The organism is Halogranum amylolyticum, from assembly GCF_900110465.1.
In the GTDB taxonomy this organism is placed as follows: Archaea; Halobacteriota; Halobacteria; order Halobacteriales; family Haloferacaceae; genus Halogranum; species Halogranum amylolyticum.
Genome location: NZ_FODV01000031.1, coordinates 1 through 26119, shown reverse-complemented (window position 1 = coordinate 26119; position 26119 = coordinate 1). Strand labels below are relative to the sequence as shown.

At 63.2% G+C, this 26119-nt stretch carries 24 protein-coding genes and 1 pseudogene; 11 read left to right on the top strand and 14 right to left on the bottom strand.

The window, feature by feature from the left end; all coding sequences use genetic code 11:
• Positions 1 to 13 precede the first annotated feature (13 nt).
• The 3 genes from BSG17_RS23955 to BSG17_RS23945 all read right to left on the bottom strand — a co-directional run bounded on the left by BSG17_RS23955 (position 14) and on the right by BSG17_RS23945 (position 4282).
• Positions 14 to 1204 (bottom strand): endonuclease/exonuclease/phosphatase family protein, encoded by a 1191-nt coding sequence (locus tag BSG17_RS23955; protein WP_244531701.1) that lies wholly within the window; start codon positions 1202 to 1204, stop codon positions 14 to 16.
• 181 nt (positions 1205 to 1385) lie between these two features.
• Entirely contained in the window at positions 1386 to 3140 is a 1755-nt protein-coding gene (locus tag BSG17_RS23950) for a GMC oxidoreductase (RefSeq protein ID WP_089827895.1), read from the bottom strand.
• The gene (locus BSG17_RS23945) at positions 3140 to 4282 is read right to left on the bottom strand and encodes a hypothetical protein (RefSeq protein WP_089827894.1); all 1143 of its coding nucleotides are present in this window, start codon (positions 4280 to 4282) and stop codon (positions 3140 to 3142) included. The genes BSG17_RS23950 and BSG17_RS23945 overlap by 1 nt, the downstream gene beginning before the upstream one ends.
• Positions 4283 to 4606: 324 nt before the next feature.
• On the opposite strand from BSG17_RS23945, the gene BSG17_RS23940 reads away from it, so the two are divergent.
• The 3 genes from BSG17_RS23940 to BSG17_RS23930 all read left to right on the top strand — a co-directional run bounded on the left by BSG17_RS23940 (position 4607) and on the right by BSG17_RS23930 (position 7319).
• Complete coding sequence (locus BSG17_RS23940) at positions 4607 to 5377, top strand: IclR family transcriptional regulator (protein WP_089827893.1); 771 nt, start codon at positions 4607 to 4609, stop codon at positions 5375 to 5377.
• Between the two features lie 195 nt (positions 5378 to 5572).
• Positions 5573 to 7048 carry a class I adenylate-forming enzyme family protein gene (locus BSG17_RS23935; RefSeq protein ID WP_089827892.1) on the top strand — a complete coding sequence of 492 codons (1476 nt, stop codon included), beginning with the start codon at positions 5573 to 5575 and terminating at the stop codon, positions 7046 to 7048.
• Positions 7049 to 7055: 7 nt separating this feature from the next.
• Complete coding sequence (locus tag BSG17_RS23930; RefSeq protein ID WP_089827891.1) at positions 7056 to 7319, top strand: hypothetical protein; 264 nt, start codon at positions 7056 to 7058, stop codon at positions 7317 to 7319.
• 65 nt (positions 7320 to 7384) lie between these two features.
• Here the strand turns inward: BSG17_RS23930 and BSG17_RS23925 are convergent, their stop codons facing one another.
• Together BSG17_RS23925 and BSG17_RS23920 are read right to left on the bottom strand one after the other, a co-directional pair.
• A complete protein-coding gene (locus BSG17_RS23925; RefSeq protein WP_089827890.1) occupies positions 7385 to 8302 on the bottom strand; it encodes a universal stress protein in 918 nt (305 codons plus the stop codon).
• A 25-nt stretch (positions 8303 to 8327) separates the two neighbouring features.
• A complete protein-coding gene (locus BSG17_RS23920) occupies positions 8328 to 8615 on the bottom strand; it encodes an amphi-Trp domain-containing protein (RefSeq protein ID WP_089827889.1) in 288 nt (95 codons plus the stop codon).
• A gap of 161 nt (positions 8616 to 8776) precedes the next feature.
• Between BSG17_RS23920 and BSG17_RS23915 the strand changes: the two genes are divergently transcribed.
• Entirely contained in the window at positions 8777 to 9673 is an 897-nt protein-coding gene (locus BSG17_RS23915) for a universal stress protein (protein ID WP_089827888.1), read from the top strand.
• A 49-nt stretch (positions 9674 to 9722) separates the two neighbouring features.
• Positions 9723 to 10604 carry a universal stress protein gene (locus BSG17_RS23910; RefSeq protein WP_089827887.1) on the top strand — a complete coding sequence of 294 codons (882 nt, stop codon included), beginning with the start codon at positions 9723 to 9725 and terminating at the stop codon, positions 10602 to 10604.
• 277 nt (positions 10605 to 10881) lie between these two features.
• On the opposite strand, the gene BSG17_RS23905 is transcribed toward BSG17_RS23910, so the two are convergent.
• Positions 10882 to 11325, bottom strand: coding sequence for an ester cyclase (locus BSG17_RS23905; RefSeq protein WP_139246794.1), 444 nt, complete (start codon positions 11323 to 11325; stop codon positions 10882 to 10884).
• 179 nt (positions 11326 to 11504) lie between these two features.
• Here BSG17_RS23905 and BSG17_RS23900 point away from each other — a divergent pair, with 179 nt between their 5' ends.
• Positions 11505 to 11909, top strand: a complete 405-nt coding sequence (locus BSG17_RS23900; protein ID WP_089827904.1) for a DUF302 domain-containing protein — start codon at positions 11505 to 11507, stop codon at positions 11907 to 11909.
• Between the two features lie 46 nt (positions 11910 to 11955).
• Here the strand turns inward: BSG17_RS23900 and BSG17_RS23895 are convergent, their stop codons facing one another.
• Entirely contained in the window at positions 11956 to 12546 is a 591-nt protein-coding gene (locus BSG17_RS23895) for a winged helix-turn-helix transcriptional regulator (RefSeq protein WP_089827885.1), read from the bottom strand.
• Between the two features lie 175 nt (positions 12547 to 12721).
• On the opposite strand from BSG17_RS23895, the gene BSG17_RS23890 reads away from it, so the two are divergent.
• On the top strand, positions 12722 to 13075 hold the full coding sequence (locus BSG17_RS23890; protein ID WP_089827884.1) for a four-helix bundle copper-binding protein: 354 nt from the start codon (positions 12722 to 12724) through the stop codon (positions 13073 to 13075).
• Positions 13076 to 13561: 486 nt separating this feature from the next.
• On the opposite strand, the gene BSG17_RS23885 is transcribed toward BSG17_RS23890, so the two are convergent.
• The gene (locus tag BSG17_RS23885; RefSeq protein WP_244531700.1) at positions 13562 to 15103 is read right to left on the bottom strand and encodes a multicopper oxidase family protein; all 1542 of its coding nucleotides are present in this window, start codon (positions 15101 to 15103) and stop codon (positions 13562 to 13564) included.
• Between the two features lie 439 nt (positions 15104 to 15542).
• Here BSG17_RS23885 and BSG17_RS23880 point away from each other — a divergent pair, with 439 nt between their 5' ends.
• The 3 genes from BSG17_RS23880 (at position 15543) to BSG17_RS23870 (ending at position 19431) form a co-directional block, all read left to right on the top strand.
• Positions 15543 to 16817, top strand: a complete 1275-nt coding sequence (locus tag BSG17_RS23880) for a sulfite oxidase (RefSeq protein ID WP_089827883.1) — start codon at positions 15543 to 15545, stop codon at positions 16815 to 16817.
• A gap of 259 nt (positions 16818 to 17076) precedes the next feature.
• Positions 17077 to 18201: an MBL fold metallo-hydrolase gene (locus BSG17_RS23875; protein ID WP_089827882.1), complete on the top strand. Its 1125-nt coding sequence runs from the start codon at positions 17077 to 17079 to the stop codon at positions 18199 to 18201.
• A gap of 444 nt (positions 18202 to 18645) precedes the next feature.
• Positions 18646 to 19431, top strand: a complete 786-nt coding sequence (locus tag BSG17_RS23870; RefSeq protein ID WP_089827881.1) for a DUF4396 domain-containing protein — start codon at positions 18646 to 18648, stop codon at positions 19429 to 19431.
• Positions 19432 to 19552: 121 nt separating this feature from the next.
• Here BSG17_RS23870 and BSG17_RS27370 read toward each other — a convergent pair whose 3' ends face one another.
• The 6 genes and pseudogenes from BSG17_RS27370 to BSG17_RS23845 form a co-directional block, all read right to left on the bottom strand.
• Positions 19553 to 19699 carry a DUF7557 family protein gene (locus BSG17_RS27370; RefSeq protein ID WP_170864943.1) on the bottom strand — a complete coding sequence of 49 codons (147 nt, stop codon included), beginning with the start codon at positions 19697 to 19699 and terminating at the stop codon, positions 19553 to 19555.
• 543 nt (positions 19700 to 20242) lie between these two features.
• Positions 20243 to 21088 carry an acyl-CoA thioesterase gene (locus tag BSG17_RS23865; RefSeq protein ID WP_089827880.1) on the bottom strand — a complete coding sequence of 282 codons (846 nt, stop codon included), beginning with the start codon at positions 21086 to 21088 and terminating at the stop codon, positions 20243 to 20245.
• Between the two features lie 208 nt (positions 21089 to 21296).
• Entirely contained in the window at positions 21297 to 22715 is a 1419-nt protein-coding gene (locus tag BSG17_RS23860; RefSeq protein ID WP_089827879.1) for a zinc ribbon domain-containing protein, read from the bottom strand.
• A complete protein-coding gene (locus BSG17_RS23855) occupies positions 22712 to 23887 on the bottom strand; it encodes a thiolase domain-containing protein (protein WP_089827878.1) in 1176 nt (391 codons plus the stop codon). Before BSG17_RS23855 ends, BSG17_RS23860 begins: the two co-directional genes overlap by 4 nt.
• A gap of 266 nt (positions 23888 to 24153) precedes the next feature.
• Positions 24154 to 25307 (bottom strand): annotated as a pseudogene (locus BSG17_RS23850) (ISH3 family transposase).
• Positions 25308 to 25486: 179 nt separating this feature from the next.
• Positions 25487 to 25804, bottom strand: coding sequence for an EthD family reductase (locus BSG17_RS23845; protein WP_089827877.1), 318 nt, complete (start codon positions 25802 to 25804; stop codon positions 25487 to 25489).
• Between the two features lie 55 nt (positions 25805 to 25859).
• On the opposite strand from BSG17_RS23845, the gene BSG17_RS23840 reads away from it, so the two are divergent.
• On the top strand, positions 25860 to 26119 hold a 260-nt coding region (locus BSG17_RS23840; protein ID WP_139246793.1), incomplete at its 3' end, for a helix-turn-helix domain-containing protein.

Sequence of the window (26119 nt, the reverse complement as noted above, 5' to 3'; positions counted from 1 at the left end):
TCGCCGACGACCCTCACCGAGTGGCGACGTCCGCCCACACCAGGCGGTGGTCGGAGGCTGTCCGCACGTCCTCGCCGAGTCCACGTTTCGACGCGTCCGAACCGGGCCAGACCACTGACGACGCACGGAGGGAGAGCTCGGGCGACGGGAGCACCCAGTCGACCTGCGATCCGCCGCCAAACGTGGCCGTCGCCTCGGGGTTGCCACGCTGTGCGCCTCCCGGACTCGTGGGCAGGCGGCGCGTGTCGAAGTCGTCGTTCTCGAGTAGATACGTCGTCGCCGGGTCGAGCGGTCGGTCCGCCTCCGGTCCGGCGTTCATGTCGCCGAGGAGGACGTACGACGCGTCGTCGTCGAGTCCGCCGGCAACGCCGCTGTCGTCGTAGATGTACTCCGCGCCCGCAACGTAGTCCGCGAAGAAGCGGATCTCGTCGGCGTTCCACCGACCGTTGAAATTGTTGACGCCGTCGAACACCGGCGGCGTCGGATGGGCGAAGAGGCCGTGGACGGTCGTCCCGTCGATCTCCACCGGGACGTCGATGTGCGTCTTCGAGGAGAGTCGATACACGTCGGCTTCGTCCTCGGTCAGATACATCGCATCCGACGGCTCCGTTTGGACGTCGTCGTCGCCGGCCAACGGAATCCGACTATCGGGCATGTCAGCCCAGTTGAACTCCTGGAACGACCGGATACCGTCGCGCTCAATCGGGTACCGACTCAGGATCGCGAACGCGTACTGTCCGGGGTAGAACCCGAACCCGTAGGCGTCGCCGGGCCGTTCGCCGGCCGTCCCGTCCTTGTTGAAGTCGTAGTCGGTCTCCGGGAGGACGCCGGTGTTGCTGTCGGGTTGGAGCGTGTACGGATAGTCGATACCCTGGAGCCCCTCGCGCTGGGGCACGCTGAGATAGTTGTCGACGAAGGCGTCGACGTTCGGTCGGTCGGTGGCCGTGCCTTCCTGGAGGTTGTTCGTGAGTTCGTTGACGACGAGGACGTCCGGGCGGACTTCTTGAATCACGCGGGCGGCGGCCGTCGCCTGCTCGTCCCCAGTCGTCTGTACTTGTTCGGTCGTCAGATCTCGAACGTTGAACGCGCTGAAGCGAGCGGTGGACGACCGGCCTCGTCCGCTGACCGTCCCAATCAGCCCCGAGGCGGTCGCCGTCGCACCGAGTGTCTGCAGGACACGTCGTCGAGAGAGTGTGTGAGGCACGACTGACGTGTGTGATGACAACAAGAAAAACATTCCCCCGAAGCTGCATCACGAGTCGGACGTTAGCCGTGTCTCGAACGGAACGCACGGAGCGTCGACCGACAGTCTACGCGACAGGATGTATACGTTCGCTGTATAGATGCGTGGTACTTCCGGACCGATTCGTCCGGAAGCGGTGAGTTCAGAAGTACAGGTCTGCGATCCTGTCGGCGGTTCGGAGTGCGAGCGCCTGTCCGGTGTTGGTGGGGTTGGGCCCGCCGAGACCGTTCGCGAGTGCGGAGTGGTCGGCGACGAACAGACGGTCGACGTTGTAGGCTTCGGCGTTCTCGTCGAGTACCTGCCCCATCCGCATCGAGGACTGCATGTGTAACAACAACGGCGGCCAGTCACAGCGGTGGACGTGCTCGGCACCGGCCGCCTTGTGGATTCGCGCGGCGATGCGCGAGAGTTCATCACGTTTGGCGTCGTCGTCGGGGTGGGGTTCCCACTTGATCTTCGGGACGGGTCCGTGTTCGTCGCTGAACGTGTTGTCGAGCGAGACGCCGTTGTCCTGTCGCGGCAGGTCGTCGGTGAGTATCAAGAGCGCCTTCGTCTGGCGATAGTCCGACATCCGACGCTTCAGTTCCTTCCCGACGACGTAGCCCCGTGTGTCCCACGGTTCCTCGGGGTCGACCTGCGTGTCGAAGCTGTAGCCAGCCTGGCTGAACAGGTAGTCGGCGTAGGAGACGAGGCCGGGTGACATCCCGATGTCTTCCATGCCGCCGACGCCCGGCTTGTCGAACCGCACCGCGGAGTTCTGCCCGACGTAGGGGTCCATGTGTTCCTCCTCGGGGTTGATGTCGGCGACGGTCTCGTCGTCGTAGACGCCGACGACCCAGTCGAACCAGTGGGTCGTCAACCCTTTCCCGACCCAGCCGTCGTCGGGCAGCCCGGAGTTGAGCCAGAGACGAGGAGTCTCGATACAGCCCCCGGCGAGGACGGTCACGTCGGCATTCACCGTCTGAGACTGTCCGGACCAGGAATCGCGGAAGGTGACGCCTGTCGCCGTGCTAGACCCGAGACTCTCGTCGGTCTCGACGTTGGTGACGTAAGCGTTCGGGCGGAGTGCGACGGAACCCGCCGAGTCGTCCTGGTTGGTGTCGAGTGCACGAGGGACGTAGCCGACGTTACTCGACTTGCGAGCCTTGTCGCGGACCGGGGCGTCGACGGGCGTCGAAGAACCCTGGAAGTGGTCTCCGACCAGCGTGTCACCGCGGAACCCGTCGTCGTAACTGAACGTCCCGTCGTAGTCCGCGTCGAGCGGTTCGCCGGTCGAGGTCTCCCGCCCCGGAACTTCGACCGCGTTGGCCTGGGGACGCCACCCGGTCTCGGTGACGTTCTTCGTCTCGATGAGGTCGTAGCCCGCGTTCGTCGCGCCCTCGATGAACACCTCTTCTTTCCCTGTCATGGGGGCCTGTTGGGTGCTCGTTATCTCCTCGTTGAGCTGGTAGTACGGTACCAGTTCCTCGTAGTCGATCGGCCAGTGCGGCTGGTCGTCGACTGCGGTCGGATAGGCACGCGGGTGGTTGGCGAAGTAGTGCAGAGAGGTTCCGCCGACCGCCGATATCTGCCAGATGAACGCGTTCTGGTGGAGGTTGCGGAACCACGGTGCCCGCGAGTGGTCGGCGGGTCCGACCCGGAGGTAACCGTAGGTCGGGTCGTTCGCGTCCGCCTCGCGATGGGTGAACTGCTCGTCGAGCAGCTTCCCGTCGAGGTCGTCCGGGTCGGTACTGACCGTTCCACCGGAGTCGGCGTGAGGTTCGGGCCACTGTTCGTTGCCGTGCCAGGCACCCCCCTCCAGGACCAGCACGTCGAGTCCGTGGTCGCGGGCGAGTTTCCAAGCGGCGGCGGGGCCGTCGGCACCAGCGCCGACGACGACGACGTCCGGGTTCTCCATCAGGTGTCACCTCCGATGCCGTCGAGGACGTCGTCGCCCGTCAGATCGCTCGGGAGGTTCAACTCGTCGGCGTCGGGGTCGTCGAAGCCGCCGTCGACAGCGTGTCGCCAGTTCGCGGCGTAGCCGGGTTCTGGCCCCGGGTATCCCGACTGTTCGCGGCTCTGCACCTCGTCGGGCGGGGTCGCCAAGGTCCGTTCGTTCGGCGTGTTCGTCTTCGTCTCGCCGAGACCGGACCACTCCGTGTAGTAGCCGAAGCCGTGCAGCCCGTTGACGGCCATGACGACGTACTTCAGGATGCCCACGTCTGGAACCAACGGCGAGAGCAGGTCGTCGAGTCGGTCCACGACGCTGCCGTCGACGATAGACCACAGACAGCGCAGACGGTCTTCGCGCGAGAGTTGGACGAAGGTACCACCGGCCGGGAACTCGGTTCGGTCTCGGGAGATGGCGTCCTCGTTTCTCCCGAGTGCGAGGAACTCCGCGGCGACGACGTCGAAGACGATCGTGAACGCCGGCGCGTACGGGTAGTTCTGGAGCACTCGGTGGGTCGTCTCGTTGGCCGTCTCTACGACGAGCTCGAACTCGGCGGGACCGGTGGTCGACTCGACGTCGTCGGCGAACGAGACCTCGTAGCGCTCGACCGGCCCGAGCGTGAGCCGTTCTTCGAGGGCATCGCCGGTGACCTCGAGGTCGTCGACGAGGTCGAGCAGCGTGATATCTGCGAGGTCGAGCAGGGCGTCGAGGTCCGAGCCCGAACCGGTCGTCTCGAACGCCGTCTCGAACAGACTCGTCGGCATCATCTCCTCGGGGACGCTGTCGAGTAGGCCCGGGTCGGTCACCATCTCGGCGCGGATCTCCTGGAAGTGATTGAAGTCCCAGACGAGGAACTTCTCCAGTTCGACGTCGACCCCACCGGGGACGTGCTCGGGGCCGAGTTCGGCTTCGAGCTCCGGGGTCCGTGGGATGATCGCGTCGACGATCGCCCGATACGTGTCTGCGGTGTGCGGGTCGCTCGCGAGCGAGTCGCTGACGGCTGCCTCTGCCTCCGCGATGGTCGCACCTGACATCGACAACGCGGCGAGGCCACCGATGCCCTTCATCACTCCGCGTCGCGTCGTCGACGTGTCGGAAGGTTCGTGCATGATAGTTTGTGACACCTTCTGCAGTTACCACCGTCGAGTCACGATTTAATAATATTTTTGTTAATTATTATGGTAAGTTAGATAACGGACCGAAATTATCGACTCGAGTTCGAAGTTTCCCCGTGTAGTACTGCGATTATAGGGGCTAATCTCGCTGGCAGATTTCAACGTCTAGAGGGCGATAAACCGGTCCATTATCGCCAACCTACCATAATTATATCATATAATTCATGTGTAACTAAAGGATTTATTTCAAATTATTGCGTCAGTATTCGTCCGGCATCACCGGACAGATTAAGAAGGAGCAGTGTTCAGGTCTCCGTCATGACGAGTTACCCGGTCTCGGCGGTCAAGCGGACGGTCGACGTCGTCGAGATCCTCCTCGAGCGGGAGCGTGCGGGCGCCACGACGGTTGCAGACGCACTCGAGATACCCAAGAGCACGGCTCACGACCATCTGCGGACACTCGAACGGGTCGGTTACGTGATCAACGAGAGCGGGAGCTACAGGTTGAGTACCCGGTTCCTGCACGTCGGGGAGTCCGTACGGAACAGCCACGAACTGTTCGTCCACGGCCGAGACGAGACGCTCGCGCTGGCCGAGGCCGTCGGCGACACGAAGTACGTCCAACTGGTTACAGAGGAACACGGGAAATGTGCCAGCCTCTTCGCGCCCCGTACACGAGGAGCGCAGGCCGCACCGGGAGCGACGTCGTACCCTCGACGACCCCATCTCCACACGAACGCCCCGGGAAAGGCTATCCTCGCTCACGAAGACACGGAGACGGTCGAGCGAGTGCTCGAAGAGCACGGACTGCCACGCTGGACTGCAGCCACCATCACCGACGAAGACGACCTTCGGACCGAACTGAGAGCGATTCGCGACGTAGGTTATGCAGTCGACGACGGCGAGGTTCTGACGGGGATGTCCGGCGTCGCCGCGCCGGTCGTCACCGACGACACCGTCCACGGAGCAGTCGCTGTCTACGGAACGTCCGGCGAGTTCGGGACGGAGTGTCGCGAGTCTCGAGTCGTCAACCTCGTCAGAGAGGCGGCCGATGAGATACAGGCGAACGTCCTCTTCGCAGGCAAGTGAATCGCCGAGACGGACTCGCGGCCGACGGCGACCCGTCGGACGAGTAACGCGACCAGGCGTTCGTCCGGTAATGCCGAACGACCGCCGACGGAATCGTTCTCCCGTTGCGAACGAATGCGGCGCGCGGTCGTGTTAGGACCCTGATTTATCACTGTCCGCGGGGATAATACGCGATAGCACGAAACTCTCTCCACGATGAACTTCGCTACTCACGTAGACACTGCAGCGCGGAACGCGCCCCGGGCACCCGCAGTCGGTGACGAGCACGAGTCGGTTACCTTCGAGCAACTGGCCCGACGGTCGGACCGTATCGGGGACGCACTCGCTCGTCGCGGGGTCAAGGTCGACGACCACGTCGCTCTGAGTATGCCGAACAGTGTGGCCTTCGTCTGCACCTACCTCGGTGTCCTCAAGCGAGGCGCAGTTGCGGTCCCGCTCAACCGGCGGTTCACCGACGAGCAGACCGAATACGTTCTGACCGACAGCGACACGACGGCGGTGGTCACCGACGCCCGTCACGACATCCCCGCACCCGGAGACGGCGAGACGTATAGATACGCCGAGTTGCTCGACGCCGGCACGTCCTCCTACAAGGCCGTGCCGCGACGCACCGAGCAACTGGCCGAACTACTCTACACGTCGGGGACGACGGGCGCTCCGAAAGGTGTCTACCACACGCACGGGAACCTCGATGCGAACGCACACGGGTACATCAGATGCAACCGCTGGTCTCGTGACGACATCGCACTCACGGTGTGTCAGTGCTTCCACGTGACCGGACTCAACATCACCACGACGCCTTTCCTCGCACTGGAGGCAGAGAACCGCTTGCTCGCAGAGTGGGACGTCGACGCTGCGTTGGCCTCCCTCGAACGTCACGAGGTGACGTACACTTTCCTCATCCCGACGATGATCGTCGAACTGCTCGACCACGAGAGTATCGGGGAGTACGACCTCACCAGCCTCCAGACTGTCGGCGTCGGCGGCTCTCCGATGCCCGAGAAGCGCATCGACGAGGTCGAGGCGACGCTCGGGTGTACGCTCGTCGAGGGGTACGGGATGACGGAGACGACGCCGCTTGCGACGATGAACCGTCCGGACGACGCTGGTCGCAAAGCCGGCAGTGTCGGCCGCCCAGTGGCCGATGCCGTCGCGGTTCGAATCGAGGACGTCCGAACCCGCGAACCCGTCGACCGCGGCGAGCGGGGGGAGTTACTCTGGCGCGGCGACACGGTCACGCCGCGATACAACCGAAACCAACTCACCGAGAACGCGTTCGTCGAACGTGACGGGAGGCGGTGGCTCAGGTCCGGCGACGTCGGGTGGAGAGACGAGGAGGGGTTCGTGTACGTCGTCGACCGCCTCGAGGATATGTTCACTACTGGCTGCGGTGACGTCTATCCGCACGAGATAGAGGGGGTCATCTACGAACTCGACCCCGTTCAAGAGGTCGCCATCGTCGACTCGACCGACGACGTCCGCGGAACCACGGTGACGTCCGTCGTCAAGTGCCGGGACGACGATGCAGTGTCGGCGGCCGAGATCAGACGTGTCTGTGAGCGCCACTTGGAGAGCCACGAAGTGCCGGATAAGGTCCTGTTCGTCGACGTGTTGCCCCGGACTGCGACGGGGAAACTCGACCGAAGAGCGCTTCGGAACGAGTTCGGCTAACGCCAACTTGACGTGTTTCGTCGGGAGCCCGCCGCTGCTCACTGAGACGATCGCGGCGTTTCTGGTTCAGCCCGGAGCGAGATATTTCTCGCCCGCCCAGAGCATCCTCGGGACGGCACCCGTCGGCCTCCGGAAGTGGCTGGTTCTGGGTGGTGTCGCCCTGGCGATCGCTCTCAGGATCGAACCCCACGAACTGAGCTGGCGGGCACGGGACCCGCCGGACGCCGAGCGCGAACTGGAGTCCGCCTCCGAGCACCCCAAGAAGACATGAACTGCCTCGGGGCTTGACCCCGAGGCACTCGCCTTGCTTATCTGTAGACGACCGGAGTGAACGCGTTATCCGTCGCTATCGACCGGTTCCGGCTCGGGATTCTCGGAGTCGTCGGAGACGGGCTCGCGAACCCACATCACTGGAACCGGCGACGTTCGGACGATCTTCGCGCTGACGCCGCCCATCATGTACCGGCCGAAGTCGGTCTCTCCGTGCGTGCCCAGAACGGCGAGGTCGACCTCGTTGTCCTCGATGTAGCTGAGGATCTCCCTGGCCGGAACACCGTACGCGGTCGCACTCTCGACGGCGACGAGCGACGCCGCCTCCGCAGTCCCGACGGCGTCCGCCAGGATCTCGTTCGCCCGTTCTGTCGGCTCACCGTCTTCCGAGACGGAGCGAGCGTTGGAACCGAAGCGTCCGGTCTCGACGACGTGAAGCAGGTGGAGCGTCGCACCGGTCGCTTCGGCGACGGCAATCCCTTCGGTCACCGCGAGTTGCGCTCCGCGGCTTCCGTCCGTCGGAACGAGGAGGTCCTGACAGGGGTAGGTGAGCGGGCGGTCCCCTTCGGGGTCGACCGCGATCACGGGTATCGCCGCGGTGTTGATGACTCGTTCCGTGACGCTCCCGAGGAGAAACCGCTCGACGCCACGTCGCCCGTGAGTCGGCATCACGATCAGATCGACGGCCGACTGATCGCTGTAGTCGACGATCGACGAAGACGGATCCCCTCGAACGACCGTCGAGACGACGGAGACGCCCCGCTCCTCCGCCCGCTGTGCGGCATCGGCGACGATCTCCTCCCCCGCCCCCACCAATTCGTCGACGATCTCCTCTCGCACCTCGGCCAGACCGTCTCGGCCGGTGTCGACGACGTTGAGGACGTGGAGCGTCGCCTCGTGTTCGGCTGCGATCTGGAGTGCGTAGTCGAAAACCGGTTCTGTCGGGGCGCTTCCATCCGTCGGGAACAGTATCTGGTCGTACATGGTAGCCTCCGGTAAGGTGGAGATCTCACTCTCCCTCAGTACTGACGTCCAACGCGCCCGCTTCCGGCGTCCGGGCTTCGCGCCACCAGACCAGCTCGAACTCGATACTCTGTTTCGCCTCGGTGTCCCCCTCGGACCAATCTGACTCGCCCTCCGACTTGAACGTCACCGGGTTCGTCGGGTTCAGTCGCACTCGCTTGCCACCGAGTTCGAGCGTCACGTCTCCGTCGCCGTCGAGTTGGTCGGCCACGTCCCGCAGAGAGGACGCGACTTCCGACCGTGTCGTCTCGACTTCCGTCTCGAGTTCTCCCATAGAGGATGGTACGTCGGACACGTCGATAAGCGACGGGGACGTTCTCGGTCCGGTGGAACCGTCGGCCCGTTTTTGGAACAGCCACGCCGAAGCCGCCCGTCGCCACGTTCCGAAATCGAACAAACGATGAAGGGGATGTACGCCGAATCCGAACCACAGCAATGTACGACCGGATCGTGATACCCATCGACGGAAGCGACGAAGCCAGACACGCGGCGAAGCGTGGACTCGATCTAGCTCGAACCTTCGACTCGACCGTCAGCGTCGTCTACGTCGTCGAGCAGCGGGCACTCCGACTCAGACGGACGGCCGAAGAGGTGGCGCAGCTCCGGGAGAGCGGAGAGACGGCCCTCTCAGAGATCGAAGAGCTGGCGTCGGAGCGTGGACAGTCCGTCACGACAGCGCTGCTCGAGGGGAAACCCGTGAGACAGATCTGCGAGTACGTCGAGCAGGAGGGTGCGGACCTCATCGTTCTCGGCAGGCAGGGGAGGACGGGGCTCGGGAAGCGTCTCCTGGGCGGTGTCACCGAGCAGACGCTCTACCGGAGCGACGTTCCGGTGGTCGTCGTCCCGGGCGGTGACCACGCCGCAGAACACGACGCCGGCTACTCGCGGCTCCTCGTCCCGACCGACGGAAGCGAGAACGCGGCGGTCGCTGTTCCCCACGGCGTCGCGTTCGGCCGGAGCTACGACGCCGACGTCCACGTCCTGAACGTGGTAGACCTGCAGGCAGCGGGTGGCATGTTCGACGCCGGTGGTCTCGATAAAGTGTTCGTCGAACGGCTCGAAACGCGCGGACGAGAGGCCGTAGACGAGGTCGCAACCGAGATCGAGGGGACAGCCTCGGATCTGACGGTGGAGACTGCCGTCGAGCGGACGAAGTCGCACGCGGGTGTCGCTGCCGCTATCTGCGAGTACGTCGAATCCAACGGGATCGACCTCGTCGTCATGAGTTCTCACGGCCGGTCGAACCTCCAGCGTCAGCTACTCGGTGGCGTCGCGTCGACCGTGCTTCGGACGGTCGACGTGCCGGTACTGGTGGTCAAGCGAACGACGTGACGTCGTCCTCAGAGACAGCTACTTCGTCCCTCGAGGCGAAAGACGCGGTATGTCCTCCCGCGTTTTAGTGCCGGTCGACGGCTCGGAAGCGTCGCGACTGGCGTTCGCCCACGCGACCGTTCGGTTTCGGGACGGCCACGTGACGCTTCTCCACGTGATCGAGCCGTTCCCCGACCACTCGAAAGCCGCCGGATACGAAGGACGGCGACTCGAACAGGTATTCGAGCGACGACAGCAGCTGTTGGACGACATCGCGGCGTCCGAAGCCCAGTACGCAGGGACGGTGACGACGGAACTCGTCTACGGTCGACCGGTCCGGATGATCCCCCGGTACGTCGAGAACAACGAAGTCGACGAAGTCGTCGTCGGCTCCCGTGGGCGTGACGGCACTTCCCGTCTCCTGTTGGGGAGTGTCGCGGAGACCGTCGTCCGTCGCGTCCCGGTCCCCGTGACCGTAGTTCGCTCGCGAGACGACGGCGACGAAAGTCTGCGACGTCCCGCCGGTCACGTCCTCGTTCCCTTCGATCGGTCCGTCTGTTCACGCCACGCGCTCAAGTACGCGTTCGAACGGTTCCCCGACGCAGCGGTGACCGTACTCTTCGTGGCGTATCCCCCGTTCGAGACGGTCGAACCGATCGAATCGGGGACAGGCCTCGACGATCTGGTGGCGGCGTCTGTGGAGATCGAAGACGAGACGGACGGCGTGTTCGAGTTGGCGAGGCAGGTCGCAGACCGCAACGATCGAGCGATCGACACCGTGACGACGAGCGGCGATCCCGCGCGGGAGATCCTCGAGTGGATCGACGGGAACGACGTCGACCACGTTGTAGTCGGGTGTCACGGACGCAACGGCGTCGCCAGATGGCTGCTCGGGAGCGTCGCGGAGACCGTCGTTCGCCGCGCGTCCGTCACCGTCACCGCGGTGAAGTAAACCGGGCACGCGACGTTCGTCGACGCCGCGGTGCTGTGGGCGCTCGACGAACAGTAGACGCGAGATACACCTTCGGACGGTGAGGGTTACTTTGGACGCGTTTTGACAGGTTGTGAAGGTTTGACGGATTTTATATATTTGATAGTTTTGATCAATTGTTTAGTTGGGATCGGTCGTACAGTTTGTATGGTTTGGAGAAGTTTGCCGAGAGGTCATCAAAACAGTCCCATGCGGTTCAACGCGGGCGTGTGACTTCTCTCCGTCCAGGTGGGTCAAGTCAGAACGACAGGTCGAGCGACGCGGCGTAGCCGTTGACAACGTCTTCGAATACCTCTCGCCAGTCGACGGACAGCCACGCCTCCGCGACCCGGCCGTTCTCGTGGCGGTGTCGTCCCGACCCTTCGAACTCGAGCCTCGCTCCGCTCGGTGGAACGCCGGCCACCGATCCGGTGTGTGTGCCGCGAAAGACCCAGTCGGTGTAGACGAACGAGTCGTCGGCCGTCAGCGTCACCATCTCTACCTCGCAGTCCGGGCAGACCTGTTGGAAGGCTGAGACGAGTAGCCAGTACTCAGCCCGAGTGATCGTCCCCTTCAGCGGGAACCCGTGCCCGCGATACGTCGGGGAGTAGATGTCCGTGATCGCCTCCAACTCCCGGTCGCCCCACACGCGGACGAAGTCCTGTCGGCTGATTTCCATCCACCGGCGTCTGTCGTCAGTCATAGCCTCGCTAGTGAACGATCCGAAATAGTGGTATCCATCGTACAGACTCTTGCCGAACGGCAGTCGCCCCACTGGACAGTGGCACGCCAACTGCCGGACGCGTTCGTTACGGCCGTATCTACGGCGATGTCGTACCCTCCGACAACACCGTTAAGAATCCCCGGCTGGTAGTGTACGTTGTGTCCTATACTACACAAGTGACGGTCGGCGGTAGCTTCGACGAAGCGGTCGATACGACGATCGCCGCGCTCGAAGACGAGGGGTTCGGCGTCCTCTGTGACATCGACGTACAGGCGACGTTCGAGAAGAAACTCGGAGAGGAGTTCCGCCAGTACCGCATTCTCGGAGCCTGCAACCCGGGGCTGGCTCACGAGGGGTTGACCGAGGAGATCGATCTCGGGGCACTGCTCCCCTGCAACGTCGTCGTCTACGAGACCGACGACGGAGACGTCGTCGTCAGTGCGGTCGACCCGAACCGACTCGTCGGCATCGCCGACAACGACGCCCTCGACTCCATCGCGACCGACGTTCACGACCGGTTCGAGCGGGTCCTGGATACGGTCTCGACCGAACTCGCCGCTTGAAGACTGAGCGGACTCCGCTTCGTGACCCGAGAGATGGGTCGTCTCGCTACGTCTCCTCGGAGAACCGTTCGTACCGATCCAGGAACAGCGACTCGCAGGACGGACAGCAGAGGTAGTAGGTCCGGTCGTCGGTCTCGATGGTCACCTCCTGACCACGGATCGGCTTCTCACACTCGGCGCATTTGACTTCGAACCCCGTCGCCCCGAGTTGCGGACTCCAGTCCGCCTCGACGACGTCCCGTACTTCGTACGATAGGAGCGTGTACTCGTCGAGAACGTCGACGACGCGCTCACGGAGTTGGGCCGCCGGGAGATGGACCAACAGGGTGACTCGTGCGTCGCTCGTCCGGATGAGATATTCGACGCTGTCGATCGCACGCAGTTCCTCGACGACTGCGTCGGTCTCGGTCGGTCGGACCTGTAACTCGACGAGAGTCGCGTTCGACTGGATCAGCAGAGAACGGTCGACGTCGACCGTGAACCGTCGGATGAGCCCCCGCTCTCGAAGTCGATCGATCCGATTGGAGACTGCCGGTGAAGAGAGGTCGACCTCCTCGCCGATCGCGTCATACGTCTGTCGTGAATCCTCTATCAACAACTCAAGGATCCGCATGTCGATATCGTCCAGTTGACCCATGTGTGTAGCCCACTCTCTCGTCGTCCGAAACAGGTTGTGGCCGTCGACCCCCCGTTCGACTAAACGAGGTTCACTGAGCGAGACGGATACCGGGGATTCGTTCAGTGAGGTCGGGAGAGATAGAACGCTGTAAGCCACAAGTGGGGAAAAGGAGGCACTCGTCTGTTTAGATGCGATGTCACTCACCGATACGCTCTCGGAACTCGAGCATCTGAACGACGAACAGCGCGACTGTATCGAGAACTGCCTGCGAGCGGCGGAGGTCTGTGAGTACTGTGCCGACCAGTGCGTCGGCAAAGAAGGGATGGACGAGTGTATCCGTCTGTGCCGAGACGTCGCGGACGTCGCCTCGCTGCACGCGCGCCTCATGGCCCGCGACTCCGACTACAGCAGCGATCTGGCAGAGGTCTGTGCCGACCTCTGTGAGGCGTGTGCCGAGGAGTGCGAACAGCACGACCACGACCACTGTCAGGCCTGTGCCAAGGTCCTCCCCGACTGCGTGGAGACCTGTCGGAGCATGGCCTCGTAGACCGGCTAGCGACTCGCAGACTATTTTATCTAATTGACAGGCGCTAAAAGCTCGCCCTTGAGGGCGGGGATACAGCGCCGTCTTTGGGTTCAAACACTGTGATCCGAACGTACAACTGCCCACACTGCGTTTCTGTGTCTGTCGTTGCGATGGTTCCCCCATCGTGATTGACTGTCCAAAAACCGGCAGTTGACGTGGTGTTTGCCTCATCAAAAAGTAAGCCTTCGGACGATCAACCCGACACAAAATAATCAGATAACTCGAAGTCCTTCACAGGAGACGAGTAACGGGGCGTGGCACTCCCATCGGCGCGTCGGGTCGTAAACGGAAGTTCCCAAACCAGCGCAATCGGGCGTGGGAAGCCCCGTCCTTGAGGGCGGGGAGGATGTCACACCGCCCGAGACCGACAGGCGACCCGTCGAGGGTGAGCGTCAGAAAGCGTTTGGTACACGTCGGAGCGATTCGAGACGGCCAGGTGACCGGCCGTCACCGGTACTCGAACACGCGGGCCATCCCGCCTTCGAGGTGGTAGGCGTTGTGGCAGTGGAACAGCCAGTCACCGGGGTTGTCGGCGACGAAATCGAGAGTCACACTCCCCATGTGCGCTGGAACGACGACCGTATCCTTCAGTGCGTCACCGACACGGAAGAAGTGCCCGTGGAGATGCATCGGGTGCAACATCGCACTTCGGTTGGTGAGACGGACGCGAACGTGGTCACCCTCCGAAATCCCCAGTGGGTCGGCGTCCGGAAACCGCTGGCCGTCTATGAGCCACGCCCCGGGCTCTGACCCCGCAGAGAGCGTCAGGTCGAACCGTCTGTCGGGGGTTCCACCGAAGGCGTCCAGCGACTCGCGTGCGCGGAGGTCGCCGTACTCGAGACGTCTCCCGTCGAACGTGGGAGCTCTCACCGATTGCGACTCCGCACCTTCGTAGCGGAGAACTGCGCGTGCGGGCGCTTCGTCTCCGTCGATGGGCACTGCTCGAATCTCCCACGTCCCCGGTCGGTCGGCCGTAACGAGGGCGTCGTAGCGTTCTCCGGCCCCGAACACGAACGAGTCGGCGTCGACAGGGTCGACGGGACGGCCGTCCGCGTGTGACACCTCCATCGCGTGTCCACCGACGCCGACGCGATACGTCGTCGCGCCGCTCGCGTTGATGAAGCGAAACCGGATCCGCTCGCCTTCCGAGACGGCGAACTCGGTCGGAGAGTCCGACGCTCGTCCGTTCACTAGGTGGCCCGCGTAGGGCGGTCGCCATGAAGCCATCATCCCGCTACCGCCCGTGCTGCCCATCCCACCGCCGCCCATCCCACCGCCGCCCATCCCACCGCCGCCCATCCCGCCACCCGAACCACCGTCGCTCTCGCTTCGCCACTCCGACTCGGGTTTCGGAGGGGTGGACAGATAGTCGTTCAGGAAGACGACGACGTCGCGGTCGTAGTCGACATGTGGCGACTCCTCTTCGACGACAAGCGGCCCGAGGAGCTGTCGTTCGAGTTGGAGGCCGACGTGGCTGTGATAGAAGTACGTTCCTGGAGGGGTAGTGTCGAATACGTACGAGAAACTCTCTCCGGCGGCGATTGGGTCCTGCGTGAGGCCGGGAACGCCATCTGCGGGGTTCCGGACGGGAACGCCGTGCCAGTGAATAGTCGTCTCGGCGCCGTCCGGGAGGTCGTTCGTCACGTCGACGCGAAGACGGGTGTTCTCATCGACCCTGATCTCGGGACCGGGGACTTGACCCCCGTACAGCCACGTGTCGAGCGGATGCCCTGCAGGCTCGTAACTCCCTGCTTCGGCTCGGAGCGACCGAGACTCGTCTGCCGACTCGGGTGGAAGCGGTGTGGGATCGGACTCGTCGGAGCCGTCCGAACCGCCGAGGTTTGAGGTCTCGGTACATCCGGCTATCGAGGCGAGCCCGAGAGTGCTGGCGGTCAACAGCTCTCTTCGGGTGAGCGAAGGGATCATCGTACTGGCACCGACGTAGAGGTGGTTCGTCGACCCGGCGACGAATCGGGGAGACCGACGCACGTACCGAACGTGTCCCTCTCGGCTGTCGAAGTCATCGCTTCGAGGGAGAGGCTGAACCCGGATGTACTTTTGGGCTTTATTCCCACAACCCAACATCACTCGCCCCAGCTAAACGGCCGCAGTTCTCGTACGAGTGGCTGTCGACGGTTAGTGTATGGACGACGGAGCGGGTCGTTCGTCGAGCGAGAGTTGGACCAGGGTCGGTCGAGAGAGGTTCGCTCGGTGGCCTCTCCTCACGGGAAACAGACTCACTATTGTCGGGATCGTACACCGTCACGACGGCACTGGACGGACCGAACGTGAACGTCTTCGACGTCATCTACACGACGCTCGAGACGAATCACACCCACCAGATCCGTGAGATCGACCGTCTCGTCGACTACGAGTCGTGAACGGAACAGTGGCGAAAAGTTATGGAGGTGCGTGTCAACTGTCATCTATGCCCACAGAGCAGCCACGGAAGAGTCGCCACGAGGAGATCGATGCGATAGTGGCGGCGAAGGAGGGTGGCGTAACCGAGACACGAGATGAGGCCGACAAGTACACCGTCGTCGGAGCAGCGACGCGGGCGACCTTCGCGAACTGGTTGACGCCCATCGAGGAGCACTTCGTCTGTCACAGAAACGACGTTCCGGACGCCGACGTCGAGACCTGGACCGTCTCGCTGACCGGACACGCCGACGGACAACTCTCGGTGGACGAGTTGAAAACCAACTATCCGCGGGTCGGCGTCGCACATACGATGGAGTGTGCGGGCAACGGTCGCGGCCAGCACCGGCCGGAGACCGGAAGCGTCCAGTGGGGGTTCGAGGCCGCCGGCACCGCTTTCTGGGCCGGCGTCCCCGTCAGTTCGGTGCTCCGGACACACGGCGTCGAGTCGCCCGACGACAGATGGCTCACCGCGGTCGGTGGCGACCCCTCTGCGGGCGACGACGTCTTCGCACGGTCGATTCCGCTCTCGAAGGCGTTCGACGACTGCATCCTCGCTTACGAGATGAACGGCGAGCAACTCCCAGAAGAGCACGGCTACCCGGTTCGACTCGTCGTTCCGGGGTGGTACGGCGTCAACAACGTCAAGTGGGTCGAGGAGCTGCGAGTGATGGACGAGATGGTGACCGAGGGGTCGCTCGACCGCCCCGGAAACCACGCCTACTGGCAACAGGAAGCCTACCGGCTCCACCCCGACGGTGTTACTCCAGCGCCCAACGAGAGTGTAGACACTGTCGACACGTGGACACAGCTGGAGGGAGCAGTCGAACACCCCTACACGTTCGACGCGACGGTGATGTCGGTGATCGGGACGCCCTCGGGAGACTCACCGGTGACGGTACCGACGGACGAGACCGTCGAGGTACGCGGTGTCGCGTGGGCGGGCGACGACGCTGTCGAGCGCGTCGAAATCTCGACCGACGGCGGAGACAGCTGGTCCGACGCCGACCTGTTCGGACCGGAGTACGCGGGCGCGTGGCGACTGTTCCGATACGACTGGGACCCCGAACCGGGAACGCACGTACTGAACTCGCGGGCGACCGACGAGTTGGGCCGCCGACAGCCGGCGCGAATCTCGAACCCGGACGCGTGGCGGGCGGCGCTCGACGACGACGAGTTTCCCTGGAACGCCGGCGGCTACGCCGCGAACGCCTACGAACCGAACGGGGTGACGGTCGAGGTTCGGCGTTCGGGCGATTCGGAGCCGACCGACCGTATCGAGTGATGCGAGCCCAGAGTCGACGATAAACCGGTGGGAGCGATACAGTGTTCCTCTCGAATCTCGGTCCCCGACCGGACCAGTCGGAGGATGGAAGGCTGCATCTCCCGAGAGGCGTCTACTCCGCCACGACCGAGTCGAGGTCCATCGACCCGTCGTCACGGGAGATGATTGTCCATCCGCTGAAACACTCCTACTCTGATCAACCGAGGAAACGGCTTGGCCAAATCGTTTAACAGTCTCGGTCCCGATAGTATTGGATGGAATGAGCAATACTAGTGTCGCTCCGTCGGAGGTTGCTCGAAGCGTCCACAAAGACGACGACGACGACCCCTTCGTTCTCGACGTTCGTAACGAAGAGGACTACGAGGAGTGGCAGATCGAGGGGAGTACGAACCTTCCCATCTACGACGAGTTGCTCGACCACGACTTCTCGACGCTGGAAGACCACCTCGACGAACTGCCGGAGGACGAGGAGATCGTCACGGTCTGTATCGCTGGCGTCACCTCGACACGGGCCGCGAGTTTCCTTCAGGACCACGGCCTCGACGCAAAGTCCATCGACGACGGGATGAACGGGTGGGGACGCGTCCACCAGGCGTACGAACCCGACGAGGCCGACGGCGTCGTCCAGATCGTCCGCCCCGGAACGGGGTGCATCTCGTACCTCGTCCACGACGACGACGAGGCGATCGTCGTCGATCCGAGCCAGTACGTCGACGTCTACCTGAACGAGGCGGAGGAGCGCAACCTAGAGATCACGGGCGTCGCAGACAGTCACGCCCACGCGGACCACGTCTCGGGTGCAGGCCAACTCGCCGGTGAACTCGACGTTCCCTACTACCTTCACGGCGACGACGCCGGCGAACTCGACCGTGTGACCGAGATTACCGACGACGAGACGATCGCCGTCGGCGACCGCGAAATGGAAGTTCACCACACGCCGGGTCACACCCCCGGGAGCGTCTCCTACGAGTACGGTGACGCCCTCCTGTCGGGCGACACGCTCTTCCTCCGCAGCGTCGGTCGGCCCGACCTCGAAGACGGGGCGGAGGAGGCAATCCGAACGGCCGCCAGTCGGCTGTACGAAAGTCTCACGGCACTCACGACGCTGCCCGACGAAACGGTCGTGCTTCCCGGTCACTTCAGCGATGAAACGGTCCGGCCTCTCGCAACCGAACTGGGAGAGCTGCTGGACGAGACGACGAACGAACTCCTGAGCGACGTCGAACAGGACGACGAGGATGCCTTCGTCGAGACGATCGTCGAGAGCCTCTCGGACGAGCCGGCCAACTACAACGAGATCAAGCAGATCAACTGGGGGAAAGAACAGCCGGGTGGCGACATCGAAGAACTCGAACTCGGCCCCAACAACTGCGCTGCGAACTGACGCCGCGGCGGTGTTCGAGGGGAGTTTCGTTTCCGTCGATCGAGTCGTCAGACCGCAATCGACACTGATCTTCTCTACGCCGGTCGCATCGTCAGTCCGGCCCGATCGATCAACGGGCGTCGACGGTGCCGACTCATAGACTCACGCTACGGACGGCTCAGAAATCGTCGAAGGCGCTGATCTGAAGGAGAGGTCAGAGGAGCTTTTGATTCTAAAACGCTCGCCGTCGAAAGACACCGACACCACCGGGTTCGGAGCCGCACAATCGACGAGTACCCGGCGTCTCGCAGAGGAAGGTCCCGCTCGAAAGAAGCAGAGAACTACCGCAGGCGCCGAAGATGCCGGACGTCGCTGACCGGGAGCGTCGCTCGCGGGTGTCGTTCCGCACGTTTGTAATCATAGCCACAACACACCTAAAAGCGCCGCCCGTAGCAAGAGACGAGTATGTCCGTTCGGCACTCAGCTGTGAACGAGTCGATAACTCCGTTGGCCGCTGGAGGTGGGCTATCGGGCGTCGCCAAACAGATCGAACACACGTTCGCACCAGCGCGGGAGGTGATCAAACCGATTCTCTCGGACCCGGTCGTCGTCGGTGCATGGGCGGTACTCGTCTTGCTCTCGGTCGGGGTCCTGTGGTGGGACCTCCGAAAGAACAACCAAGCGATCGCATCACTGATGCAGGCAGTCTGGACGCTCGTCGTGCTGTACTCTGGACCATTCGGATTGGCGATCTACTGGTACACGGGGCGGACGCAGATCTCCCACGACTCGCTGTGGCGACGTGGGTTTCGTTCGACCGCACACTGCTACTCCGGCTGTGGCGCCGGCGAGGTCGTCGGTATCACGCTCGCACAGGGGATCCTCGCGCTCACTATCGGGTGGGTCGCAGCGATCACCTTCGGGTTCGCGTACCTCTTCGGCTACGCGTTGACGATCGGCCCACTCATGCAGGATGGCGTGAGTTTCAAAGAAGCGACGTGGGACGCTCTCCTAAGCGAGACCCCCTCGATCACGATCATGGAGGTCTTCGCCATTGGAACCGACCTCTTGCTTGCTGCCGAGGCACACATGGGAGAGCTCCTGTTTTGGTCCGCGCTCGCGTTCTCGCTCTCCGTCGGGTTCGTCGTGGCGTGGCCGGTGAACGTCGCACTCGTCCACTTCGGAGTGAAAGAAGGGATGAGCAACCCGGCGAAGATGGGGTCGGACTCGCAGGCTGCGGCGGGTGACTGAACGCGAAACGTCCGTAACGAACCGGCCGACCGGCGCATCGCTACGCCCGCTGTCGACGTTCACGGCGTGGTGACGAGTTCGAGTCGACCGACGGTTCGGTCGATGTCACTCGGTCCGACTGCTACTCGGAGTACCCTTCTTGGACGAACCGACTGCTCTCGTAGATGCCGACCAGTTCTTCGATGAGTTCCTCGTAGGTCTCGTCCTCTTCGAGATGCGTCTCGAGTCTCGCTGCGAGTTCGTCGTCGAGTTCGACAGTGACTGTCATGCACCGATGTTGGCGGTCAAGGGAGATAACAGCGAGGGTGAGTACGTTCACCTAGCAACGACGGTAGTAGACATACTCTCAGAGAACGAGCAACCGAACCGACGATTGCCGTGACTGTCGCGCTCCGTAGACGAAATTCGTTGTAATAGTATTCAGACCCCTAACCTATTGCAGGATTTGTTCACCTTATATACTTTGCAACTTTCGCCGATTATCTATAGAAGTTGTGAAAAGACTGGGTTAGACCCGATAATACTAGTTAATTCAATCTTGTCGGTGATAATCGAGTAGAGAGTGTACAAGACATCCATCAAATATTCAAGGAGGGGAACCGGCGACCGCCCGAAATGTGGGGTCGGCGTAGTTACCTCGAAGGTTAGAGAGTCCGGATATCAGATTCTCTATCAGGGGGGAACTGCCGCTTACACTGGCGGTGATCTCTGGTAGGTTTCGAGCGAACACCGGAGTGAGAGAGGGTGACCGGCAGGGACACTGTCGTCTCAACGAGGAACCCTCGCACCGTCTCAAAGGGTGCCCAGCAGGTCACTCCGCGACGAACGGTTCCCGCATCGCAGGCGTGAACGGGATCGGAGTCCCCTCTTCGTCGAAGTTCCCGTACTCGATGACCCCCTCGATGCTGACGCGGTCGTCGATCTCGAGGCGGTGGTGCACCCGAACCGTCTCATCGGTGACGGCGCGGACGTCAGACTCGACGGTGAGCGTCGACTCGTACTGCACCGGGGAGACGAACTCCCAGCGCCAGTCGCGCAGGCGGAACGGCTGACTGTCTTCGCGGAGCACGTCGAGGGACGTCCCCGTCGACTCGAGGAAGCGTTCAAGTGCGACGTCGGCGAACCGCGGATACTCCTCGAAGTAGGCCAGTTCCGACCCCTCGACGTGCGGTCCGCGGACGTCGAAGGTTTCGGTGAAGGAAGGCCACGCTCCGTCCTCACCGTCGGACTCACGCGGGCCGACGTCGGGGTCGACCTCCTCGAGCGCGTCGTGGAACGCCGTCCGTGTCGTCTCGGTGAGCGGTTGTGCGCCACCTTCCGGGGCAATGGTGATGTGTGTGATTCGCGCGGTCGCCAACGGGTCGCCGTCGGCGTCGGTCATCTCGTAGAGCAACTCGACGCTGCTCTGGCCGACGGAGATCGGTGTCGTCTCGACGGTCACCGTATCGCGGAAGCCGGGATAGCGGTGGACGCTCGTCGTTGCGACGACGGGCGCGTACGGGATACCGCCCGCGTCGACGATGTCCTCGAAGGCGTGGTCAAACGCCTCGGTGACGACCTGCGTCGAGACGAGTTCCCAGTCGAAGAACCGTGCACCGTGGACGAGCGGACCGACGAGCTCACCGAACCGGACGTCGTGGTTGTCGATGGTTCGCACACTGTGTGAAGCGGTGGGAACCGATAATAAATCCCCCAGCTCCGAGGGGTGAGAGCCGCTGGCGGCGACGGCAGTCCGTGACCATCGCATCGAGTTGCCTCTGATAGCGCATTCAAATCGTCACCTGTGCGACTTTCGCGACCTCTCGCTGGGTCTTCTTCTCGTCGCGAAGCGGCGAGGCGGCGGAAAGACGACCCCTCGACCCGCCTCACTCGGGAGTGAACTTCAGCCCGTAGCGGGCGACGCCTTCGGTGCTGTAGATGCGACGGAACCGACCGACGACGCGGTCGCCGACCGACACCGCGTCCGGTTCGCAGTCGGTCAGCTGCACGGGGAACCGTGCCGTCTCTCCCTCGACCGCAATCTCGACGATAGCAACGGCGAACGGGCCGTCACGTCGCTGGAGTTCGACGAACTCCGGCGGCGCACCGCCCTGTCCGATCGTCGTCACGGCGACGACCTCACCGGTGCGGGGGAGTTCGACGTCAGTGAAGGTGACGCGCTCGTGGCAGCGAGGACAGGCACCCTCCGGCGGGAACGCGATCGCCCCGCACTCGGGACACTGCCCGGCCACGAGTCGGTACCGTTGCGGGACCGTCCGCTGCCACGAGGGGAGGCTGACGTGAGCACCGCCGCCGGCGACGTCCGTCTCCCCGAGCGTCCCTCGCTCGCGCAGCGCGATCGTGTACGAGACGTCCGTCCCGCCGTCGACGACCTCGTCGACCCCCGTCGTGAGTGACTCCCGGGTCTCGAAGGCGAGCGCGGTCGCCGTCGCGCCGCTGCCGAAGAAACCGGCGACGGTCACGGAACCGGGGTCGCTCTCGTCGAGCGCCGCCAACAGCCCGAGCGCCGGCGTCGCCGTCCCGGCGTCCCCGACCTCGTCGACGAGCGTCCCTCGCTCGACGATCTCCCCGCCGTACGGCAGTGCCCGTGCGATCCGGTGGGGGATGTCCGGCGTCGGCTGGTAGAAACTCGTTCCAGTGACGGCGTCGTGGTCGACGTCGAGCGCCTCGACGGAGGCGGCGACCAACTCGCGGATCGCCCCCCGTTCGTACGTCGTGATACCCGGTTCGGCGACGGTCTCGCTGCCCCGTTCGCGGAACCGGATCCCCGGTGCGTCGCGGGAGCGCGTCGCCATATCGACGAGCGTCACTGCCCCGTCATCGGCGAACAGGAACGCGGCGGCGCCGGCACCGACGCGCTGTCCGACCTCCGCGGGGTCTCCAACGGGGGCGTCTGCGACGACGGCGAGCGCGGGGGCGTCCGCCGTCGCTGCCGACCGCAACGCGTCCGCACCGGCCGCGGTGCTCTGCGTCGCCGTCTCGAGTCGGCAGTCGTCGGCGAGACCGAGCGCTTCGGCAGCCTGCGGCGCGAACTCACCTTCCTCTAGCGGGGGCGTCGTCGTCGCGAGCCCGACGTGTCCGACATCGTCGGCAGCGACGGCGCTGTCCTCGAGGGCGTCGCGTGCCGCGGCGACGGCCATCGTGAGCGTGTCCTCGTCGGCCGCCGGGACGGCCGCCCGCGACACCGGCGCGGAGGTGCCCCACGCGTCCCGAATCTCGTCGCCGGAGAGACGCTGTCGCGGGACGTACACGCCCGTCGAGACGAGACCGCGGTGCGAACTCATCGCGCACCCCCGTCGACCCGCTCGAAGACGTGGACGGTGACGCCACCGCCGGAGCCGCCGACGTTGTGTGTGATCCCGACGCTCGGGTCGTCTACCTGCACGTGGGCCTCGCCGCGGAGTTGGGCGAACGCCTCGACGACCTGTCCGGTCCCCGTCGCACCGATGGGGTGACCCTTGGACTTGAGGCCGCCGGAGGTGTTGACCGGGAGCTCCCCGTCCGGATCAGTGACGCCGTCGCGGAGGAGCCGCGGCGCCTCGCCGCGCTCACAGAAGCCCAAGTCCTCGTAGGCGACGAGTTCGGCGATGGCGAAGCAGTCGTGTACCTCCGCGAAGTCGAGGTCGTCGGGTGAGATCCCTGCTTCCTCGTATGCGCTGTCGGCGGCCGTCTGCGACGCCGGGATGCTCGTCAGCGAGTCGCGCTGGAACAGCCCGACGCGACCGCTGGCCGCACCCGCCCCAGCGACGCGGATCGGTTCGTCGGAGAGTTCGTGTGCGATTGACTCGTTGGCGACGATGACGGCGCTCGCCCCGTCGGTCGTCGGACAGCAGTGATAGAGGTTCAGCGGCGCGGCCACGTCCGGTGCGTTCATCGCATCTTCGAGGGTACACTCGAAGCCGAGTTGCGCGTGCGGGTTCTGCGCGCCGTTGCCGTGGTTCTTGACCGCGACACGGGAGAGGTCCTCCTTCTCGGCCCCGTACTCGCGCATGTAAGCGCTGGCCATCTGGGCGTAGACGCCCGCGAACGTCGTTCCGGAGAGCCGTTCCCACTCCGTCTCGCCGCTCACGCCGAGCCACCACTTCGTGTGGTCGGAGCTCATGTCCGTCATCACCTCGTACCCCCCCGCGAGCGCGACGTCCGCCATCCCGGACCGAACGGCCATCACCGCCTGCCGGAGCGCGTACCCTGAGGCGGCACAGGCGTTCTCGACGCGCGTCGTCGGGATCCCGTGCAGTCCGAGATGTTCGGTTACGGCCGGACCGCTCAGCCCCAGCTGCCGGCCACCGACGCCGAGCGTCCCGAGGAACGCCTCGTCGATCCGGTCGGTGTCGAAGTCGGTATCGATACTCTCGAGCGCCTCGTCGAACGCGTCGTCGAACAGCGATCGGTACGTCTCCGACGGAAACGACCCAAAATCCGACTGTCCGGCGCCGATCACGTATGCATCGGTCATACACTATCGAAGCGGATAGATGACTAAAAAGTGTGGGCTCCGGCTGGATTTATAATCCCGTCGGCCGAGAGAGCCAGTATCAGTACCTCACAAAGCATCCTCGACTAACCATTTCTGAAGCCTGAGTGCTGTGTCGGAGCGGTTTCACTGATGATCTCGACGAGGGAGTCATGGACGAATCGATGCAGAGCCGTCGCTGTCGGCGGTGGTCAGCCGCCGACGCGACAGCGTCGCCACTCAACACCACAAGCTAGCCCGGTCGAGAGTTACCGGGTAAACCGGTCGTCTGGTGGTCGGTTCGCGAGGACGGGCCTCGCTGTGCGTCGGGCCATCCCCACGAACCATGTTGATGGACTCCTTGAACGACCACTGCCAGAGGCGACGCCCCCCACCGTGGGGCGTCGCCACGTACTCCCAGTGCAGATACCGCTAGACGTTCTGCAACAGCAACCTCACCACGACGTACAGCAGCCGTACGACCGGATTCTGTGTCGAGGTCGTCGCAATACTCTGCTCGGAGAGGCGGTAGCTGGCCTCGATACCGAAACGTTTCGCATAGTGGTATCGAGCGTCTCGTGATGAGTCGATGAACGGCGCGTCAGCGGCGTAGCCGTGACGCGCCACGCCATGGTCGTCGTACCGCCCATTCTGGTAGGTACAGTCGATGTAGATGGGAAACTCGACGGTCCAGCTGTGACCGTCGAGTTCGCCGTCATATCGTGCTGAATCACGCGACACCAGCCTTTCGAGAGTTCTTGCTTGATTGTCTTTCCCCAGCGGACAATTGGCATGACGTAGGCGTGGTTGTGTGCCTGAAGCAGCGTCAAACACTTGCTATCGTAGAATTCGCGGTCAAGGTAGACGGCCTTAACGTCAAGGTCAAGGCAGTCGAGGATCCCAAGAAACTCTGCGAGGACACTGCTGGCGGTGCGCCGTCTGATCGACGGCAACACCGCCAGCTGAGCGTTTGTTCTTTACACGCGCTCAGAGTGTCGCGTAGGCGTGGAACGCGATCGTTCCACGCTTCGCTTGGGAATGATAGAGGCCGTCCGTGTCGTCTTCGTCGCCATAGTAGGGCCGCAGGTGGAGGTCGTTGCGGACCTCCACCTGCTCGGGGGGACGTCGAGAACGTCTTTTTGAAGGAGGTGTTGCCAATTTGTTCGAGCGTCTCCAGGTCGAACCTGGTTCGGAGGTGGTAGAGGACCGAATATTCGTGAGGTACATCTTTGCTGTTCTCACAGAGCGTTGAGACCGAGGTCTCGTCGGCGCAGGCGCCCACGAGGACCTCGTAGATGTCTTCAACATCAAGTTTGTCGTTTTCAGCGAGAGTGAGAGAAACTTCTTCGTTAAGGGAGTTGACGACGAAGTTAAGGAGTTGATCCTCGTGGATTTCATCGTTTGCTTGCTGGGTTTTAGACACACCTTCTGCAAGCAGACGTCTCAACTAGCCGGCTTTGTGATGTACTGATTCTCCCCCCACGCGGTCTACCACGATAACTTCGTCAACAGAGCACAGTCTCTTGATTCAGCGTCTTAACCGAAGACGGATGGTCTATCGGTGAATAACTTTCTTAAGCACTAAGAGGTACAGACGAAAAACTACACATAGTCCACCTGGACCGACTCTTCGAGGTACAGCGTCGGCCCCTGTTCGACGTCAATGAAGTTGGTCGCATCCTCCTGTACTTTCTCACCAGCTTCGGAAGTGAAAGCCTCCTTTAGTGCCTGCATATCCTCGAAATACAGTTGTGCGATACCATCGTAGGCGGACTTTTCAGGTGCCGTCGGATAGTCGATCGTATATTTGACCAGGCCAGGAAGTTCTTTTGCGATTGGGGCGTGTTCGTTCTCCCAGTACCTGAGGAATTCTTCGTGTGACTGCCCATCTTTTCGGACTAGTGTTCCGTCAATTCTCATTCGCTAAGGCTATCTCCTCTGCTAGCGTCTTAGATGCAGGAATTCGGGGGAGATCATGGCAAGGAAGAAGTATCTCGTGGAACTCTCTGATGAAGAGCGGGCTGAGCTGAAGGCTCTTATCTCAGCCGGCCAGGAAAGCACTCGGAAACTCACGCGGGCACGGATCTTACTGAAAGCCGATGAAGGCTGGACGGATCCGAAAATCAGTGACGCGCTGGACTGTAGCCCCGCTACCGTCCAGCGCACGCGGCACCGATTTGCTGAGGAAGGGCTTGCGGCGATTCACCGCCGCAAGCCCAACCGGATCTACGAACG